11 protein-coding genes and 1 riboswitch are annotated in these 17,394 nt (G+C 69.4%); of the genes, 4 read left to right on the top strand and 7 right to left on the bottom strand.

The features are described from left to right. Positions 1 to 85: 85 nt before the first annotated feature. A riboswitch (cobalamin riboswitch) is annotated at positions 86 to 289 on the bottom strand. A gap of 167 nt (positions 290 to 456) precedes the next feature. From HRJ34_RS16560 to HRJ34_RS16550, 3 genes are all read left to right on the top strand, one after another. Beyond that, positions 457 to 2,226, top strand: a complete 1,770-nt coding sequence (locus HRJ34_RS16560; RefSeq protein WP_208631866.1) for a ShlB/FhaC/HecB family hemolysin secretion/activation protein — start codon at positions 457 to 459, stop codon at positions 2,224 to 2,226. Between the two features lie 2 nt (positions 2,227 to 2,228). After that, complete coding sequence (locus HRJ34_RS16555) at positions 2,229 to 6,356, top strand: beta strand repeat-containing protein (protein WP_208631865.1); 4,128 nt, start codon at positions 2,229 to 2,231, stop codon at positions 6,354 to 6,356. Positions 6,357 to 6,815: 459 nt separating this feature from the next. Further along, a complete protein-coding gene (locus HRJ34_RS16550; protein ID WP_226948822.1) occupies positions 6,816 to 9,926 on the top strand; it encodes a CHAT domain-containing protein in 3,111 nt (1,036 codons plus the stop codon). A gap of 218 nt (positions 9,927 to 10,144) precedes the next feature. Here HRJ34_RS16550 and HRJ34_RS16545 read toward each other — a convergent pair whose 3' ends face one another. Further along, complete coding sequence (locus HRJ34_RS16545) at positions 10,145 to 10,318, bottom strand: Thivi_2564 family membrane protein (protein ID WP_012049385.1); 174 nt, start codon at positions 10,316 to 10,318, stop codon at positions 10,145 to 10,147. 136 nt (positions 10,319 to 10,454) lie between these two features. Between HRJ34_RS16545 and HRJ34_RS16540 the strand changes: the two genes are divergently transcribed. After that, complete coding sequence (locus tag HRJ34_RS16540) at positions 10,455 to 11,642, top strand: FAD-dependent oxidoreductase (RefSeq protein WP_226948821.1); 1,188 nt, start codon at positions 10,455 to 10,457, stop codon at positions 11,640 to 11,642. Between the two features lie 204 nt (positions 11,643 to 11,846). Here the strand turns inward: HRJ34_RS16540 and HRJ34_RS16535 are convergent, their stop codons facing one another. The 6 genes from HRJ34_RS16535 to crtY all read right to left on the bottom strand — a co-directional run bounded on the left by HRJ34_RS16535 (position 11,847) and on the right by crtY (position 17,377). After that, a complete protein-coding gene (locus HRJ34_RS16535; protein WP_012049387.1) occupies positions 11,847 to 12,776 on the bottom strand; it encodes an electron transfer flavoprotein subunit alpha/FixB family protein in 930 nt (309 codons plus the stop codon). Further along, positions 12,773 to 13,522 carry an electron transfer flavoprotein subunit beta/FixA family protein gene (locus tag HRJ34_RS16530; protein ID WP_012049388.1) on the bottom strand — a complete coding sequence of 250 codons (750 nt, stop codon included), beginning with the start codon at positions 13,520 to 13,522 and terminating at the stop codon, positions 12,773 to 12,775. Before HRJ34_RS16530 ends, HRJ34_RS16535 begins: the two co-directional genes overlap by 4 nt. Before the next feature lie 198 nt (positions 13,523 to 13,720). Further along, positions 13,721 to 14,920: an ADP-forming succinate--CoA ligase subunit beta gene (gene sucC, locus HRJ34_RS16525; RefSeq protein WP_012049389.1), complete on the bottom strand. Its 1,200-nt coding sequence runs from the start codon at positions 14,918 to 14,920 to the stop codon at positions 13,721 to 13,723. Positions 14,921 to 15,044: 124 nt separating this feature from the next. Then, a complete protein-coding gene (locus HRJ34_RS16520) occupies positions 15,045 to 15,368 on the bottom strand; it encodes a hypothetical protein (protein ID WP_012049390.1) in 324 nt (107 codons plus the stop codon). A gap of 279 nt (positions 15,369 to 15,647) precedes the next feature. After that, on the bottom strand, positions 15,648 to 16,238 hold the full coding sequence (locus tag HRJ34_RS16515) for an LOG family protein (protein ID WP_012049391.1): 591 nt from the start codon (positions 16,236 to 16,238) through the stop codon (positions 15,648 to 15,650). Further along, positions 16,235 to 17,377 (bottom strand): lycopene beta-cyclase CrtY, encoded by a 1,143-nt coding sequence (crtY, locus tag HRJ34_RS16510; RefSeq protein WP_012049392.1) that lies wholly within the window; start codon positions 17,375 to 17,377, stop codon positions 16,235 to 16,237. Before crtY ends, HRJ34_RS16515 begins: the two co-directional genes overlap by 4 nt. Between the last annotated feature and the right edge of the window lie 17 nt (positions 17,378 to 17,394).

Genomic DNA, 17,394 nt, shown 5'->3' with positions numbered 1-17,394 from the left:
TCGGAAACGCCCCGCGCGCACGACCCCTGTCGGCGTCGTCACGCGAGGTTTTCGCCTCGATCATGTGGTGCACCCCGCCCGCATGATGGAACGACCGCGACGGGCAGGTCTCCTGGCTCTCGGGTCGTCGCGTCTCGTCCGGCCTTCCCGGATGCCGGAGCATCCAGTGACGCGGGATGGACGATCGCTCGCCGATCACAGTTGCGGGGGCAGCTTCGGCTTGCGGGACGATCCCGCTTCCGAATTCCCTTTGATCCCGTTTCCGGGAACCTGTCGCGCCGTGCGCTTTAGGGTCCAAACCCACTGATCGCAAGGGCCGTGACGGAGCGCACATGCCCGGCGGGGCAGGCCAAGCTATTGAGGCGCCTCCACATAGGGCGATGACATGGATGTCAAAGCCGGATATGAGGATGCCGAGACGATGGGGATCGTCGCTAAGGGGTACAGGGGGCATTTTTGCGTAGCTCGCTCTTCTCGACGGCCGTCGCCACGGCCTTGCTCGCCGCATCGTCTTCGCAGATCGCCCTGGCGCAGATCGTCGCGCCCGGCACCGGGCAGCAGATCGCGCCCGGCCGCGACGAGCTCCAGGACAGGACCCGCCAGCAGCCGGCGGCCCCGTCGCGCCTCAAGATCGAAGGCGACATCGAGCGCGCGCCCTGCGCGCTCGACTCGCCCGCTTATGCGAACCTCAGGGTCACGATCAACGAGGTCCAGTTCAACAACCTCCAGGGCGTCAGCCCGGAGGAGCTTCGCGAGTCCTACGCCTCGCTGCTCGGCGCCGACCGGCCGGTCAGCACGATCTGCACGATCCGCGACGCCGCCGCGACCGCGCTGCGCCGCAAGGGCTATCTCGCCGCGGTGCTGGTGCCGGTGCAGAAGATCGAGGACGGCGTCGTCCGGTTCGAGGTGCTGTTCGCCAAGGTCGTCCAGGTCCGGGTGCGCGGCGAGGCCGGCAATGCCGAGACGGTGCTGGCGTCCTACCTGTCGCACCTGACCGAGGAGAAGGTGTTCAACCGCTATGTCGCCGAGCGCTACCTGCTGCTCGCGCGCGACATGCCGGGCTATGAGGTCCGCCTCGTGCTCAAGCCCGCCGGCACCGCGCCGGGCGAGCTGATCGGCGAGGTCAGCGTCATCCACACCCCGATCGAGGTCAATGCGAGCCTCCAGAATTTCTCGGCGCGCAGCTCGGGCCGCTGGACCGGCGCGGTGCAGGCGCAGGTCTATGGCCTGCTCGGCGCCGACCGGCTGACCGCCTCGGTGTCGAGCACCGCCGACTTCAAGGAGCAGCAGGTCGTCCAGCTCGGCTATGAGACGAAGCTGGGTGGCGAGGGGCTGACGGTCGCGGGCAACTTCACCTATGCCTGGTCGAAGCCCGACGTGCGGATACCGGGCTTCCCCGGCCTCGACCTGACCGCGCGGACGCTGTTCGCGACCGGGGAGCTGCGCTATCCGCTGATCCGGACGCAGCGCTTCAGCCTGGTCGGCGCGGCCGGCATGGACTTCGTCAACCAGACGGTGCGGTTCGCCGGCCAGGACCTGACCCGCGACCGGCTGCGCGTCGGCTTCCTCCGCCTCGACATGGACATGGGCGACGTGCCCGAGGGACGCGCGCCGACCTGGCGCGCCTCGGGCACGCTCGAATTCCGCCAGGGGCTCGACCTGTTCGACGCCTCGCCGCGCCCGCGCTTCCCGCTGCCGGTGGTCCGCCCGGCGCGGACCGACGGCGATCCGACCTCTAGCCTGATCCGCGGATCGGCCGCGATCGAATATAATCTCGGCAAGGGCTTCTGGTTCGCGGCGCTGCCGCGCTTCCAATATGCCTTCGATCCGTTGTTCAGCTTCGAGGAATTCTCGGCCGGCAACTATTCGATCGGCCGCGGCTACGACCCTGGCACGATCATCGGCGACAGCGGCCTGGGCAGCGGCTTCGAGCTGCGCCTGCCGCGCTTCCAGCCGCTCGAGAAGACCCATCTGGCGGTGCAGCCCTTCGTCTTCACCGACCTCGCCTGGGTCTGGAACAGGCGCAACGCCTTCACCACGCCGCCGCCGGCCAACCCCAATTTCCTCGCTTCGGCGGGCGGCGGCTTCCGCGCGGCGCTCGACAACCGCTTCCGGATCGAGGGCACGGTCGCGGTGCCGCTCAAGGCGGCGGGTCTGCAGACCCACAACCATGATCCGCGTTTCCTCGTATCTCTGGTGACCAAGCTCTGGCCGTGGGGCAATTGACCATGCGTAGCAGCGTTTCCGACATCTTCGCCGCCGAGCGGCGCCGCCAGCGGTCGATGCCGCGCACGATGACCTCGATGGCGGTGCTCGCCACCGTCCTCGCCATGCCGGTCAAGGAAAGCCTCGCGGCGAACAGCTACGGCTTCCTGGGCGTTCCCGACAATTGTTTCGCCGCGACCTGCTCCGGCACCGGCTACACGATCGACCGGACCTTCGCGACGAGCACCGACACGGTGACGGTCAACGCGCCTTCCGCGCTCATCACCTGGGTCCCCAACGACACCAACGGCGGCACCGCCTCCGTCCAGGACGCGATCAACTTCCTGCCCTCCGGCAACACCGTCAACTATGTCGCCAATGGCGCTTTGCCCAACGGCGAATATACGATCCTCAACCGGATCGTTCCCCAGCCCAACGCCGACGGGCGGTCGATCGCGTTCAACGGCACGATCACCACCGACACCGCGAAGGGCAATGTCTGGTTCTACAGCCCCAACGGCATCGTCGTCGGTTCCACCGCCTCGTTCGACGTCGGCGGCCTTCTCCTGACGACGTCGAACATCACCGCCGGCAACGTGACTCTCGATGGCGACGGCTACGTCACCGCGGTCAACACCCAGACCAGCATCGCCGGCGCGGCGGTCACGATCCAGTCGGGGGCCGACATCACGGCCGGCAATTATTTCGGCATCCTCGCGCCGAAGATCGATCAGGGCGGCTCCGTCGAATCGGATGGCGGCATCGCCTATATCTCGGCGGAGCAGGCGAAGCTGTCGATCGACGACGCGAGCGGCCTGTTCGACATCGAGGTCGGGGTCGGTGCCGACTCGATGGGCGGCATCCTCCACAGCGGCACCAGCCGGGGCGTGATCGCCACCGCCGACGGCCTCGTCCACCCGATCTATTTCGTCGCGGTGCCGAAGAACGACGCGATTTCGATGCTGCTCGGCGGCAATATCGGCTTCCAGGTGGCGCAGGGCGCCGAAGCCACCGAGCACGGCATCGTCCTGTCGGCCGGTCGCGACATCGCCTTCGGGTCGCTCAATGCGGGCGGCGGCCTCTCCCAGGGGGCTGGCACCGGATCGGTCAGCATTTCCGGCCTGCCGACGCTCAACGCCGGCACCCTCATCCAGGCGGGCGTTCCGCTGACCGTCTCCGGCAACGTGCAGATCGCGGCCAATGGTGCGCCCGTCACCATCGACGCGGCGAGCGACATCAACTTCACCGGCACCGTTTCGATCGATACCTCCGTCCTCGGCAATCCCGTCGCCCCCGTGCAGGGCGGCGCGATCTCGCTCCTCGCGCAGGGCGGCACGATCGACTTCGGCAGCGACGTCACGCTGCTGGCGAACGCCCAGGCTTTCGACGAGCAGAACGGCACCGGCGGCGCGATCCTGATCTCCGCGCTGGGACCGAACAGCGGGATCGCCTTCCATGGCGGCCTCACCGGGGCGGCGGACGGCAATGGCGGCCTGCCCAGTTCGGTCGGTGATGGCGGCGACGGCTTCGGCGGCACCATCCTGGTCACCGCCGGCGGCGGCGGATCGATCACCGCCGACACCGGCATGAGCCTGACGGCGGTCGGCCGGGGCGGCGAGACCTTCGAGGGCACGGGCGGCAACGGCCAGGGCGGCTCCGTCGCGCTGGTCGCCAATCCCGGCGGCACCATCACCGTGCCGCAGGGCTCGATCACCCTCGACGCGAGCTCGGTCGGCGGCAATGTGTATCAGACGGGCACCGGCGGCAACGCCCTGTCGGTGCTACCCGGCAGCGGTTCGCCGAAGGCCTATGTCGCGTTGCAGGCCAATGGCGGCGTGATCGACCTCGGCAGCGACCAGGTTCCGGTCGATCTCTATCTGCGCGCCAACGGCACGGCCGGAGACGGTCCGACCGGCGGCACCGCCCATGGCGGCGCCATCGAGATATTGGCGTCGGGCGCGGGCGGCGGCATCAACGCCAACAGCGCGGTGAGCGCCCAGGCCTATGCCCGGGTCGGCAGCGACGGCAGCTTCGGCGGCGGCAACGCCACCGGCGGCCTGTTCAACATGGTGTCGAGCGGTGGCTTGATCACCCTCAATTCGCTCGATGCCCAGGTCTATGGCCAGGGCGGCGACAACAACAATGGCGGCGCGGGCGGCATCGGCACCGGCGGCAAGGCCTATATCGAGGCGCAGGGCGGCACGGCCCTCGCGATCGAGGGCAGCACCTTTCTCGATGCGAGCGGCACCGGCGGGCAGGGCATAACGGCGGGCGGCGCCGGCACCGGCGGCGCCGCGCAGATCTTCGCCAATGGCGGGGACATCACCCTGGGCGGCGGGCAGACCATCATCAACCTCGATGCGAGCGGCACCGGCGGCAGCAGCGAGGTCGACGGCCTTGGTTCCGGCGTCGGCGGCACCGGCACCGGCGGGGTCGCCGGCTTCGAAGCCAATGGCGCCACGCTTACCCTGGACGGCTCGGCGGTCGCCAATGCCAGCGGCACCGGCGGCAACGGCCGAACCGGCGGCAACGGTGTGGGCGGTCGTCCGCCGGGCCTGGAAACGCAGGATTATGATCCCTTCTACGGCGTCTATGCGCAGGCGAGCGACGGCGCGATCAACGCGACGGTCAGCCTGACCCTGGTGGCGGACGGCTATGGCGGCAGTACTGCCTCCGACGGCTCCAATGTGGGGCATGCGGGCAACGGTACCGGCGGCTATGCCGAAATGCTCGCCACCAACATCGGTGGCCCCACCTCCTTGGCGACGATCAGCGCCCCTTCGGTGCAGATGTCGGCGGCGGGCGCGGGCGGTCACGGCGGCGATCCCGGCGCGGACGGGGTCGGCAGCTCCGGCGGCGTCGGCCAGGGCGGCGTCGTCGTCATGGGCGCCTATGCCGGCCGGGGCCAGCTTTCGCTGGGTACCGTTTCGCTCTTTGCCACGGGTGTTGGCGGCGACGGCGCCGACGGCGAATCGCAGAGCACGGGTAACGGCGGCACCGGCGGCTCCGGCGGCGCCGGTATCGGCGGCAATATCCAGGCCGGCGTCTTCAGCGGCCCGCAGACCGCCGAGACCAACGGCTCGGCCGACATCCAGAGCCTCCAAATGGATGCGTCGGGCCTGGGCGGCGCGGGCGGCAGCGGCGGGTCGTCGGGCGAGGGCACGGGCGGCAATGGCGGCGCGGGCGGCGCGGGAATCGGCGGCGGTGGTACCGACGCCGGCAGCCTTGCCATCCTGGCGCGCGGCGCGCCGGTGACGATCGGTTCGGCCACGCTCAATGCCTTCGCCCAGGGCGGGGTGGGCGGCAGCGGCGGCAGCGGCTTGAGCACCTCGGGCACCAACGGTGCCGATGGTGCCGGCAAGGGCGGCCATTTCGCGCTCCTCTCGACCTATCGCTATCAGACCACGACCGTGCCGGGATCGCTCTCGATCGACGTGCTCAATGCCGATGTTTCCGGTGCCGGAAACACCGAAGCGCCGAGCGGGCCGACCACAGCCGGTAACTTCGTGATCGCGACGAACGGCGGCGACCTGACGATCTCCAGCGGGGACGTGTATGCCAATGGCCAGCTCGCCCCGACCAACCAGTTCCAGAACGTATTCCTCGACGTGACGACGGTGAGCGAGGTCTCGGCGGGCAACGGCACCGTCACGCTCGGCACGTCTCCCAACACTTTCAGGATTCACACCGAGGCGGCGCAGGGCTTCCATCCGGTCAACTTCTACACCGATCCGGGCGGCCAGTTCGCGGCCAATCTGGCCAATTGCACGCTCAATGGCGTGGTCTGCCAGTCGGTTGCGCGGGCGGTGTCTCCGCCGCCGCCCCCGCCGCCGCCGGTGTCGCCGCCCCGCCGCCACCCCGCCGCCGGTGTCTCCCGCCGCCGCCACCGCCGCCTCCGCCGGTGTCGCCGCCGCCGCCGCCGCCGCCGCCGGTGTCGCCACCTCCCCGCCGCCGCCACCGCCGCCGGTGATCGAGGATCCAGCGGTGAACGAGACGGTCACGACCGAGACGACGAACATCACGTCGAGCATCCAGTCGACGCTGACCGGCTCGCGCACCGCGGGCGGCAGCATCAAGAGCACCGAGACGACGGGAACCACCGCGCCCGGTTCGGACTCGGCCGGCGGCTCGGCCGCGTCGGCGGGCGATGAAGAGGGCGGCGATGGCGACGGCAGCGACGATGCCGGCGGCTCGACCTCGAGCGGCGGCAGCGTCGGCGGCCCGAACCTGCTGATCGACACGAGCAACATCGGGTCGGACGCGACGCAGATCGACACGCCGGTGCTCAGCTCGGGCAATAGCAGCCTGTGGCCGGGGGCCGACGGCCTCACCGACACGGGCGGCGCGGGCGATGGTCCGTCGCCCGCCGGTGCCGGCGGTGCGTCCCCGGGCGGATTGCCGGTCGGTGCGCCGGGCGCGGTCCCGGGCGGCAGCGATGCGACGCCGTCTTTCGGCAGTATCGGCAACCAGATCTTCGACGAGGGCGCCGCGGGCGCCTCCGGCGACGGCAGCGGTGGCCAGTCCTCGGGCGGGGGCGGCCAGGCGCCGGCGCCGGGCGGCTCGTCGCCATCGTCCGACAAAGACCGATCCTCGGATGGAGGGAAGCAGCAGTGACGCGGATCAACCGTCTCTCCATGGGGCTCGGCCTGCTCGCGGCAGCGGCGCTCGCGCTTCCCTCGGCGGCGCCGGCGGCGGGCCAGCCCGGCAGCCTGTCGTTGCGCAACAGCTTCCGGATCGGGTCGACCGGCGTGCTCTGCACCGCGCAGATCCGCTCGGCGAGCCCGGTGCTGTCGACGATGTTCGACCGCGGCTATCGGGTGGTGTGCCGCGACGCCGCGGCTCCGGTCGGCCGGCTGTTCGCGCTGCGCAAGGGCGGCGACGACGCGGTCGCGCGGGCGATCGCCCATGCCGAAACCCCGCTGACCTGCCAGGCGCCGGCCAATGCCTCTATCCAGGGCCTCGGCAACGTCCAGGTCCGCGACTGCGTCGACGCGAGCCAGCTCGCCTACAAGGTCTATGCCTATTCCAGGGGGCGGACGGTCTATGTCGCCGACGGCCTGGGCGGTTATGACAGCGCCCTCCAGCTCGGCCTGCGGACGATCGTCGCCGATGCGATCGTCAAGGGCGAGGTGCAGGTCGCGACGACCTCGGCCGGCGATCCCGCCGCCTTCGCGCGCGTCCAGGCGGGCGCGCTCGACAGCGACAGCGCGCTGAGCGAGGCCTATGCCCGCAACAATGAAGGCTCCTACGCCGAGGCGGCCGAGTTCTTCGAGGCGCTGGCCGAGCGCGACGCGTCGGGCACGAGTACGGATTCGCACCTGCCCGAATATCTCGCCAACCAGGCGTTGCAGGAATCGAACCAGCGCAGCTTCAGCACCGCCGACGCGCTGTTCGCGCGCGCCGCGACCCCATCCGCGCTCGCCGATCCGGTGGTCGGGCGGATATTGCGCAACTCGCATGCGCTCCACTATCTCAACCAGAGCAAGGTGCAGCAGGCGATCGCCGAGCTGAACAAGCCGGTCGTCGAGATCGAGAGCAGCGCGGTCGCCGACGCCAGGCTGAGCCGGGGCGAGATCAGCGACGAGATCGCCGCCGACCTCAACCGCGAAGGCAGCGCGATGCGCCAGCTCGGCGCGCTCGACGGCCAGCTCCAGCCGTTCGAGAAGGCGCAGATCCTCGATGCGCAGGCGTTGCAGCTTCGCGGCGTCGCCTATCGGATCGACGGCAATTTCCCGAAGGCGAAGGCGGCCTTCGCCGACGCGATCAACGCGATGCAGGCGATCCGCGAGGGCCGGATGAACAGCACCGGCTGGCTGCGGGCGAGCATCCAGTCCGAACTGGGGCTGATCGCCGAGGCCGAGGGCAATGTCGGCGAGGCCGAGCGCCTCTATGCCGACGCGCTCCAGGTCGTCGAGATCCAGCATCCGAACTCGGCGGTGTCGCTGGGCGCCAAGGCGCGCTTCGCGGGCTTCCTCAGCCGCCACGGCCAGACCGACCGGGCGGCGACGATGTACGGCCAGGTCGTGTCCGAGGCGGAGAGCCTGCCCGGCGCGATGGCGTCGATCCGGACCCTGCTGCGGCCCTATTTCCGCCTGCTGGCGGCGCGCGCGGCGACCGATCCGACCGCGGTGACGCGGATGTTCGGCGCGAGCCAGGTGATGCTGCGCCCCGGCATCGCCCAGACCCAGGCGCTGCTCGCCCGCGAGCTGTCGGGCGGCGACGATGAGGCGGCCAGCCTGTTCCGCCAGTCGGTGACGCTGTCGCGCTACATCGCCCGCGCCACCGGCGAGATCGCGCGGATGACGGCCACCCCGAACCCGGCCGAGCGCCCCGCCCTGGCCGAGGCGCAGGCCCGTCTCGCCCGCTATTCGCGCGACCAGACCGCGTTGCAGGCGAAGCTGGCCCAGTTCCCGCGCTACCGCGTCCTGTCGCCGCAGACCATGTCGGTCGAGGAGCTGCAGAAGGCGCTCCGGCCCGGCGACGGCTATTACAAGGTCACGCTGGTCGGCGACGACATCTATGCGATGTTCGTCGCCCAGGGCGTCGCGCGCGCCTGGAAGCTCGACATGACGGCCAAGCAGCTCGCCGACGTCGTCGCGCAGATCCGCGATTCGGTGGTGAAGATCGAGAATGGGCAGGTCGCGACCTATCCGTTCGACGTCGTCCTCGCCCGCAAGCTCTACCTGACCCTGATGGGCCCGGTCGACGCGGAGATGCACAAGGTCACCAACCTCATCTTCGAGCCCGACGGCCCGCTGCTCCAGCTTCCGGCCAACCTGCTGCCGATCGACCAGGCGGGCGTCGACGCCTATCTGGGCCGGCTGAAGAAGCCGAACGCCGACGACTTCGACTTCCGCGGGGTCAACTGGCTGGGCCGCGACCGCGACATCTCGACCGTGGTCAGCCCGCGCTCGTTCGTCGACGGCCGCGACGTCGCCAGCTCGAAGGCGATCAAGGCCTATCTCGGCCTGGGCGAGAATGCCCGGCCGGCGCTCAACCCGCTGTTCGTCCCGCCGCCGGCGATGGCCGATCCCTGCGCCTGGCCGCTCGGCAACTGGAACAATCCGATTTCCGCGTCCGAGCTTTATCTGGCGAGCGGGATCATCGGGGCGGACAAGTCGCGGCTGGTGATCGACGCGGCCTTCTCCGACTCGACGATCATGGGGATGAGCGACCTCAACGAATATCGCATCATCCACTTCGCGACCCACGGCCTCGTCACCGCGCCGCGCCCCGAATGCCCGGCGCGCCCGGCGCTACTGACCAGCTTCGGCGGCGGCACCTCGGACGGGCTGCTGTCGTTCAAGGAGATCTTCGACCTCAAGCTCGACGCCGACGTGGTGATCCTGTCGGCCTGCGACACGGCTGGCATGGCGACCGTCTCGGCGACCCGCGAGGCGGGCATCACGACCGGCGGCAACTTCGCGCTCGACGGCCTCGTCCGCGCCTTCGTCGGCGCCGGCGCCCGCACCGTGATCGCCAGCCACTGGCCGGTGCCCGACGACTATAACGCGACCAAGCGGCTGATCAGCGGGCTGTTCACGGCGCCGCCGGGAACGCCGATGGCGACCGCGATGCGGCAGGCGCAGCTCGGCCTGATGGACGACGCCAACACCTCGCATCCCTATTACTGGTCGGCCTTCGCGATCGTCGGCGACGGCGAGCGGCCGTTGCTGCCGACCGGCGCCGCGCCGGGCGCCGCCGTCCAGGCGACCCGCTGATCCCCTATGGCGGAGGCGCTCCGCGCTTCCGCCGGGTCTCGACGGTGCGACCGTCCATCCGTCACCCGAGCGAAGGCTGGGGTGACGGTAGAATGCGGAACGATTCCCCGAGGCTCTCTCCGGGAAAGGGGAAGGCCGGAGAGAGCGCCGGGGAATGGGGTCAGAGCGATTTCCAGGCAGATGGAGACATCTGCCGGTTCGGAAATCGCGGTACGGCTCTAGATGCCGACACCGCTGAGCAGGCCCAGGGCCTGGAGCAGCCACAGGATCACGACGATCACCACGACCACGTTGAGGATGCTTTTGATCTTCCCGTCCATCGGGATGTAGTTGTTGATCAGCCACAGCAGAACGCCGACGATGATCAGAACGATAATGATATGGATCAGCATGGGGTTCTCCCCGGTCTATATTTGAGATCACTGCTGTCCTTACGAACCCGGAACAGCGATATTTGTTCCGGCGGGTCTTGCCCGTGCCGCGCGACTATGCTCGATCCGGGAGAGGGGGCGTCCTTCAACCAGCTTGATGATCGGGATCGCCATGGACAGACGTCATTTCCTCCTGCGGGGCGCGCTCGGGCTCGGGGGCGCGGGCCTGGTCGGGCCCGGCCGGCTGATGGCGCAGGCGGCGCAGTCGCTGTTCGACCCGATCGGGCCGGTGACGCCGATCCGCGCCAACCCGGACCGCATCTTCCGCATCACCGTCTGCCTGCGGCCGTTCCGCGCGGCGGGCCCCCGGATCGAGGCGGAGCAGGTCGGCCGCAAGCGGGTCGTCCATAATTACGGCCATGGCGGCAGCGGCTGGTCGCTGAGCTGGGGATCGGCGCAGCTCGCCGTCGCCCAGGCGATGGCGGACGGCCCGCGCGAGATCGCCGTGATCGGCGCCGGCGCGCTCGGCCTCACCGCCGCGATCACCGCGCAGCGCGCCGGGGCGAAGGTGGCGATCTACGCCAAAGAGCGTTTCCCCGATGTCCGCTCGGCCCGCGCGACGGGAAGCTGGACGCCCGATTCACGGGTGGCGATGGCGAACGCCGCCGGCCCCGGCTTCGCCGCGCTGTGGAGCGGCATGGCCCATGCCAGCTATGCGACCTGGCAGAGCTATGTCGGCCTGCCCGGCGACCCGGTGCTGTGGAGCGATCGCTATACCCTGTCGGACCTCGCGCCCGAGGCGATGCGGGCGGCGGGGCGCGCGACCGAGGTGGCGGGCTTCGCCCATTATGGCGATCTGATCGCCGACATCTCGCCGCGCTCGCAGGTCTTCGGTCCCGGCACCCACCCCTTCGCCACCGGCTATGCGCTGCGCAACAGCCAGATGACGTTCAACGTCGCCGGGCTCGCCCATCTGCTCACCAGCGATTTCCTGGCGGCGGGCGGCCGGATCGAGACCGCCGAGTTCCACGAGCCGTCCGATCTCGGCCGGCTGCGGGAGAAGGTGATCATCAACTGCACGGGCTATGGCGCCCGCGCGCTGTTCCGCGACGAGAGCCTGGTGCCGGTGCGCGGCCAGATCGCCTGGCTGCTGCCCCAGGCCGGGGTCGACTATGGCCTGTTCTACGACAATGTCAGCGTCCTCGGCCGCCGCGACGGCATCGTCGTGCAGGACATGGGGCCCGACGACCGCTTCGGTTTCAACGACGACAACGAGACCCCCGACCGGGCCGCCGCCGAGGCATCGGTGCGGACGATCGCGCGATTGTGGCCGAGGATGATCTGACCCCGCTTCCCGTCATGCCGGCCCTATCTCGTCATCCCGGCGAAAGCCGGGATCTCCCTGCCTTTCCACGCTACGGCAGGAGCGATGAAGAGAAGGGAGATCCTGGCTTTCGCCAGGATGACGTGAGGGGAGGAAGGGGCGCCAAAAGAAAAGGGCGGGTCGCCCGTTCGGCGCCCGCCCTTTCGCTTGTTCCGGTCGATCGGATCAGAGCTTCGAGGTCAGCTCCGGCACGACCTTGAAGAGGTCGCCGACCAGGCCGATGTCGGCGACCTGGAAGATCGGGGCTTCCTCGTCCTTGTTGATCGCGATGATCGTCTTGGAGTCCTTCATGCCGGCGAGGTGCTGGATCGCGCCCGAGATGCCGACCGCGACATAGACTTCCGGGGCGACGATCTTGCCGGTCTGGCCGACCTGATAGTCGTTGGGGACATAGCCCGCGTCGACCGCCGCGCGGCTGGCGCCGACCGCCGCGCCGAGCTTGTCGGCGAGCGGCTCGATGATCGTGTGGAAGTTCTCGCTGTTCTGCAGCGCGCGGCCGCCCGAGACGATCACCTTGGCCGAGGTCAGCTCGGGACGCTCGGACTTGCTGATCTCGGCGCCGACGAAGCTCGACAGGCCGGCGTCGCCCGCGCCCGACACCGCCTCGACCGTGCCCGACCCGCCCTCGCGTGCCGCCTTCTCGAAGGCGGTGGCGCGGACGGTGATCACCTTCTTGGCGTCCGACGACTGCACGGTCGCGATCGCGTTGCCGGCATAGGTCGGGCGGGTGAAGGTGTCGTCGCTCTCGACCGAGAGAATCTCGGAGACCTGCATCACGTCGAGCAGGGCCGCGACGCGCGGCGCGATGTTCTTGCCGTTGGCGGTGGCCGGCGCGACGAAGGCGTCGTGATGGCCCATCAGCTCGACGACCAGCGGCGCGACATTCTCCGGCAGCGCATGGCCATAGGCGGCGCCGTCGGCGACATGGACCTTGCCGACGCCCGCGATCTTCGCGGCGGCATCGGCGACGCCGCCGACCCCTTCGCCCGCGACCAGCAGGTGGACTTCGCCCAGCTTCGAGGCGGCGGTGACCGCCGAGAGGGTGGCGTCCTTGACGGCGCCGGCCTCATGCTCGACCCAAACCAGCGTCTTCATGCCGCAACTCCCAGAGCCTTGAGCTTGGCCGCCAGTTCATCGACGTCGGCGACCTTGATGCCGGCCTGCCGCTTCGGCGGCTCGGACACCTTGAGGGTCTTGAGGCGCGGGGTGACGTCCACGCCGTAGTCGGCGGGGGTCTTCTGCGCGAGCGGCTTCGACTTCGCCTTCATGATGTTGGGCAGCGAGGCGTAGCGCGGCTCGTTGAGGCGCAGGTCGGTGGTGATGATCGCCGGCGCCTTGAGGCTGACCGTCTCGAGGCCGCCGTCGACCTCGCGCGTCACCTTGACCGTGTCGCCCTCGACCTCGACCTTGGAGGCGAAGGTGCCCTGCGGCCGGCCGGTGAGGGCCGCCAGCATCTGGCCGGTCTGGTTCGAATCGTCGTCGATCGCCTGCTTGCCGAGGATGACGAGGCCCGGGGCCTCCTCCTCGACGACCTTCGCCAGCAGCTTGGCGACGCCGAGCGGCTCGACCTCGGTCTCGCTGACGATCAGGATCGCGCGGTCGGCGCCCATCGCCAGCGCGGTGCGCAGCGTTTCCTGGGCCTTGGCCTCGCCGATCGAGACGGCGATGATCTCGGTCGCGACGCCCTTTTCCTTCAGGCGGATCGCTTCTTCGACCGCGATCTCGTCGAACGGGTTCATCGACATCTTGACGTTGGCGAGATCGACGCCCGAACCGTCCATCTTGACGCGCGGCTTGACGTTGTAATCGATCACCCGCTTCACGGGCACGAGGACCTTCATAGCTTCACTCCTTGGCCTTTGGCACCTGCCCTGGGGAGGCCGTATCCATATCCATGAGTGGCCGATCCGGTCAGGGAAACGGCCAGTGCCCGATCGCCATTGCCGCTCCGGCCGGCCAAATCAAATGCGAAATTGCGAAATTGCGAATTACTATTTTGCAAAACACGCTTGTGATCCGGCCGGCCCGCGACGGTCCGATCAGGCCGCCTTCTTCACCTCGGCGACGATCTTGCGGGCGGCGTCGCCCAGGTCGTCGGCGGCGACGATCGGCAGGCCCGAACCGGCGAGCAGGTCCTTGCCCTGCTGGACGTTGGTGCCTTCGAGGCGGACGACCAGCGGAACCGACAGGTTCACTTCCTTCGCCGCGGCGATGATGCCCTCGGCGATGATGTCGCAGCGCATGATCCCGCCGAAGATGTTGACGAGAATGCCCTTCACCGCCGGGTCGCTCAGGATGATCTTGAACGCCGCGGTCACCTTCTCCTTCGTGGCGCCGCCGCCGACGTCGAGGAAGTTGGCCGGGAACATGCCGTTGAGCTTGATGATGTCCATCGTCGCCATGGCGAGGCCGGCGCCGTTGACCATGCAGCCGATGTCGCCGTCTAGCTTGATATAGGCGAGATCATATTGAGACGCCTCGATCTCGGCTGGGTCCTCCTCGGTCTCGTCGCGCAGCGCGAGGATGTCGGGATGGCGATAGAGTGCGTTCGAGTCGAAGCTGACCTTCGCATCGAGAACAAGCAGCTTGCCGTCTGTCGTCTCGACCAGCGGGTTGACCTCGAGCATCGACATGTCGGTGGCGATGAAGGCGTTGTAGAGCTGCTCGGCGAGCTTGACCGCCTGCTTGTTGAGATCGCCCTTCAGCTTCAGCGCGAAGGCGACGGCGCGGCCATGGTGCGGCTGGAAGCCCTCGGCCGGGTCGATCACGATGGTGCGGATCTTCTCGGGCGTGTCATGGGCGACCTGCTCGATGTCCATGCCGCCCTCGGTCGACACGATCATCGCGATGCGGCCGGTCTTCCGGTCGACCAGCATCGACAGATAATATTCGGATTTGATGTCGGCGCCGTCGGTCACATAGAGGCGGTTGACCTGCTTGCCGGCCTCGCCCGTCTGGATGGTGACGAGGGTGTTGCCGAGCATGTCGGCGGCGTTGGCCTTGACCTCGTCGATCGACTTGGACAGGCGGACGCCGCCCTTGGCGTCGGCCGGCAGTTCCTTGAACTTGCCCTTGCCGCGGCCGCCCGCGTGGATCTGCGCCTTGACCACCCAGATCGGCCCGGGGAGCTTCTTGGCGGCCTCGACGGCCTCGTCGACGGTCAGGGCGGCGTGGCCCGCGGGGACCGCGACGCCGAACTTCGCCAGCAGTTCCTTGGCCTGATATTCGTGGATGTTCATGCGTGAGCGTCCCTTGGAAAGCCGATCGGATCGGCAGGCGCTTAAGCATGAAAGCGCGGCGTTGAAAACCCCAACAAGGCGAATCGGGCGCCGCGCCGCGATAGAGAATCTTTCGCGCGCGCAATCAGCTCGCGATCGAGCAGCCGATTCCCGCCTTGAGCACGACCGAGACGATTTCCGGATCCTGCAGCGCGCGCAGGCGGTGGACCAGCTCGTCGATGCTCATGCCGCGCACGTCGTGGTTGCCGAGCCCGCCGAGCGACTGGAGCCGCTTGAGCTGGACCAGCGACAGCCGGTCGACCATCCGCTCGGCCATGCAGCCGGCGACCGGGGGGCGGATGCCCGCCTCGATCAGCTTGCTGCGCACCCGCGCCTCGGGCGAGACGGTGGCGCAGCCGGCGACGACGGCGAGGAGCGGCAGCAGGATCAGGCGGGACGGGCGGGGCATCTCATGGCGCTCCTGGAACGAAACCGGCCGGCTTGTGCGCCGCCGCGCCTTGATGCGCAATGAATGAGTGGGAGACGGCTTTCGTCCTCATCCTCGAACGTGCGATCTTGCGGTGGAACGGGGTGCGTCAGCGTCCCGCAAGGCCGAACGGCCGCCCGAGCTTATGCGAGGATCGGAGCCGGTCCGCGGACTGCCGGGGGCAGTCCGTAGGCGGAGATCGGCTCGCCGTGCGAGCCGTGGGGTCGCGGATGCGACCGCCGGCGCTTGAGGCCAAACAAACTACCGCTCCGCGCGATCGATCCACTTCGCCACCAGCGGCGCCCGATGGTCGCGCATCCGCCGCACCAGCGCGGCCGGATCGTCGTCGACCATCAGCATCGCGCGGTGCGCCGGGCGCAGGAAGCCGGCGGTGACGACGTCGTCGAGGAAGCCCGCCAGCTTGTCGTAGAAGCCGGCGACGTTGAGCAGCGCGACCGGCTTGGCATGGTCGCCGAGCTGGCCCCAGGTCCAGATCTCGAACAGCTCCTCGAAGGTGCCGATCCCGCCCGACAGCGCGATGAAGCCGTCCGAGCGGTCGGCCATCATCGCCTTGCGCTCGTGCATCGATCCGACGACGTGCAGCTCGGTCAGCCCGAGATGCGCGACCTCGAGGTCGGCGAGCGCCTTGGGGATCACCCCGGTCACCCGGCCGCCCGCGGCCAGCACTGAATCGGCGACCATGCCCATCAGGCCGACCCGGCCGCCGCCATAGACGAGGTCGATCCCCGCCTCCGCCAGCGCGGCGCCCAGCGCGCGGGCGGCGACGCCGTGGACGGGATCGACGCCGGGGCTCGACCCGCAGAAGACGCAGAGCGCGCGGAGCGGGGTCATCGCCGGAACATCGCCCCGACCGGCATCGGCCCCTCGCCGAGGCTGAGCGCCATGCGGTCGGCGAAGCCGAGGCGCATCGCGTGGAAGCGCGCGATCAGGTCGGCGTCCATCGCATAGAGGCTTTCGAGCATCCTGTAGCCTTCCGCCGGCGGGGTGTCGCGCAGCATCCGCGTGGCGAAGCGGCGATAATAGGCCCGCTTCGCCCAGGCGCGCGCGGCATGGTCGTGGAGCATGGCGTGGAGCGCCGCGCCCGACCAGTCGTCGGCTTCGGCGACCAGCCGCGCGACCCGCGCGGCATCGGCCAGCGAATTGCCGGTGACCGGGTGGAACAGCCCGGCGCGCAGGCCCGCCTTGGCGACGCCCTCGCCGCCCGATCGCCAATAGTCGGCGAAGTCGCCGCCCAGCGCGATCGGCAGGACGCCCGCCTGGCCGCGCGCCGAGCTGCGGATGCGCCAGCCGAAGCGCGCCGCATGGTTGACGATGCGGTTGCCATGGTCGGCCATGTCCATCTCCGGCCAGCTTTCGTAGCGGACATCCTCGATGAACAGCCGGTCGTTCTCGATCGGCAGCATCTCCATATATTGGAAGCCCTCGGCCGGATCGGCGGCGGCGTCGATCAGCGTCGCGCGGCGTACGCTGTGCGGGCCGTCGAGGGTCAGCTCATAGCCGACGAACTTGCGGTAATGGAGGTCTAGCAGCGACAGGTCGCCCGGCCCGCGCGCGTCGATCACGCCGCCCGCCCCGATCAGCGTCCCGTCCTCCAGCACCACCCCGTCGGGGGCGACGCCCAGCGCGCGCCGCCCGGTCAGGATGCTTTCGGCCGGCATCGCCTCGCGCAGCGCCGCGTCGAACCGGTCGGAACGGATGCTGTAGAAGGGGAAGGGCAGCGCCCGCTTGTAGAGCGGGAAGACCACCGCGAACTCGCGCCAGCCATAGTTGACCAGCGGTTCGAGCAGCGGCCGGTCCTCCGCTTCCACGTCGCTGTCGAGGAAGGACCAGAGGTGCGCGCCGCCCAGCGTCGGCGCCGCCTCGATCAGCAGGACGCGGCGATCGGGCCGCGCCCGGCGCGCGGCCAATGCGATCAGTCCGCCCGAAAGGCCGCCGCCGATGATGGCGAGATCGCACATGACGCCGCTCATGACGTCCAGCCTATAGA

This window comes from Rhizorhabdus wittichii, from assembly GCF_017607425.1.
GTDB lineage: Bacteria > Pseudomonadota > Alphaproteobacteria > Sphingomonadales > Sphingomonadaceae > Rhizorhabdus > Rhizorhabdus wittichii.
This window is presented reverse-complemented; position numbering and strand designations above follow the sequence as displayed.

Excerpts from the sequence above, each read along its gene's own strand:
- HRJ34_RS16540 (WP_226948821.1), top strand. The coding sequence starts at position 10,455 with ATGATCGGGATCGCCATGGACAGACGTCATTTCCTCCTGCGGGGCGCG.
- HRJ34_RS16555 (WP_208631865.1), top strand. The coding sequence starts at position 2,229 with ATGCGTAGCAGCGTTTCCGACATCTTCGCCGCCGAGCGGCGCCGCCAG.
- sucC (WP_012049389.1), bottom strand. The coding sequence starts at position 14,920 with ATGAACATCCACGAATATCAGGCCAAGGAACTGCTGGCGAAGTTCGGC.
- HRJ34_RS16530 (WP_012049388.1), bottom strand. The coding sequence starts at position 13,522 with ATGAAGGTCCTCGTGCCCGTGAAGCGGGTGATCGATTACAACGTCAAG.
- HRJ34_RS16520 (WP_012049390.1), bottom strand. The coding sequence starts at position 15,368 with ATGCCCCGCCCGTCCCGCCTGATCCTGCTGCCGCTCCTCGCCGTCGTC.
- HRJ34_RS16545 (WP_012049385.1), bottom strand. The coding sequence starts at position 10,318 with ATGCTGATCCATATCATTATCGTTCTGATCATCGTCGGCGTTCTGCTG.
- crtY (WP_012049392.1), bottom strand. The coding sequence starts at position 17,377 with ATGAGCGGCGTCATGTGCGATCTCGCCATCATCGGCGGCGGCCTTTCG.
- HRJ34_RS16515 (WP_012049391.1), bottom strand. The coding sequence starts at position 16,238 with ATGACCCCGCTCCGCGCGCTCTGCGTCTTCTGCGGGTCGAGCCCCGGC.
- HRJ34_RS16535 (WP_012049387.1), bottom strand. The coding sequence starts at position 12,776 with ATGAAGACGCTGGTTTGGGTCGAGCATGAGGCCGGCGCCGTCAAGGAC.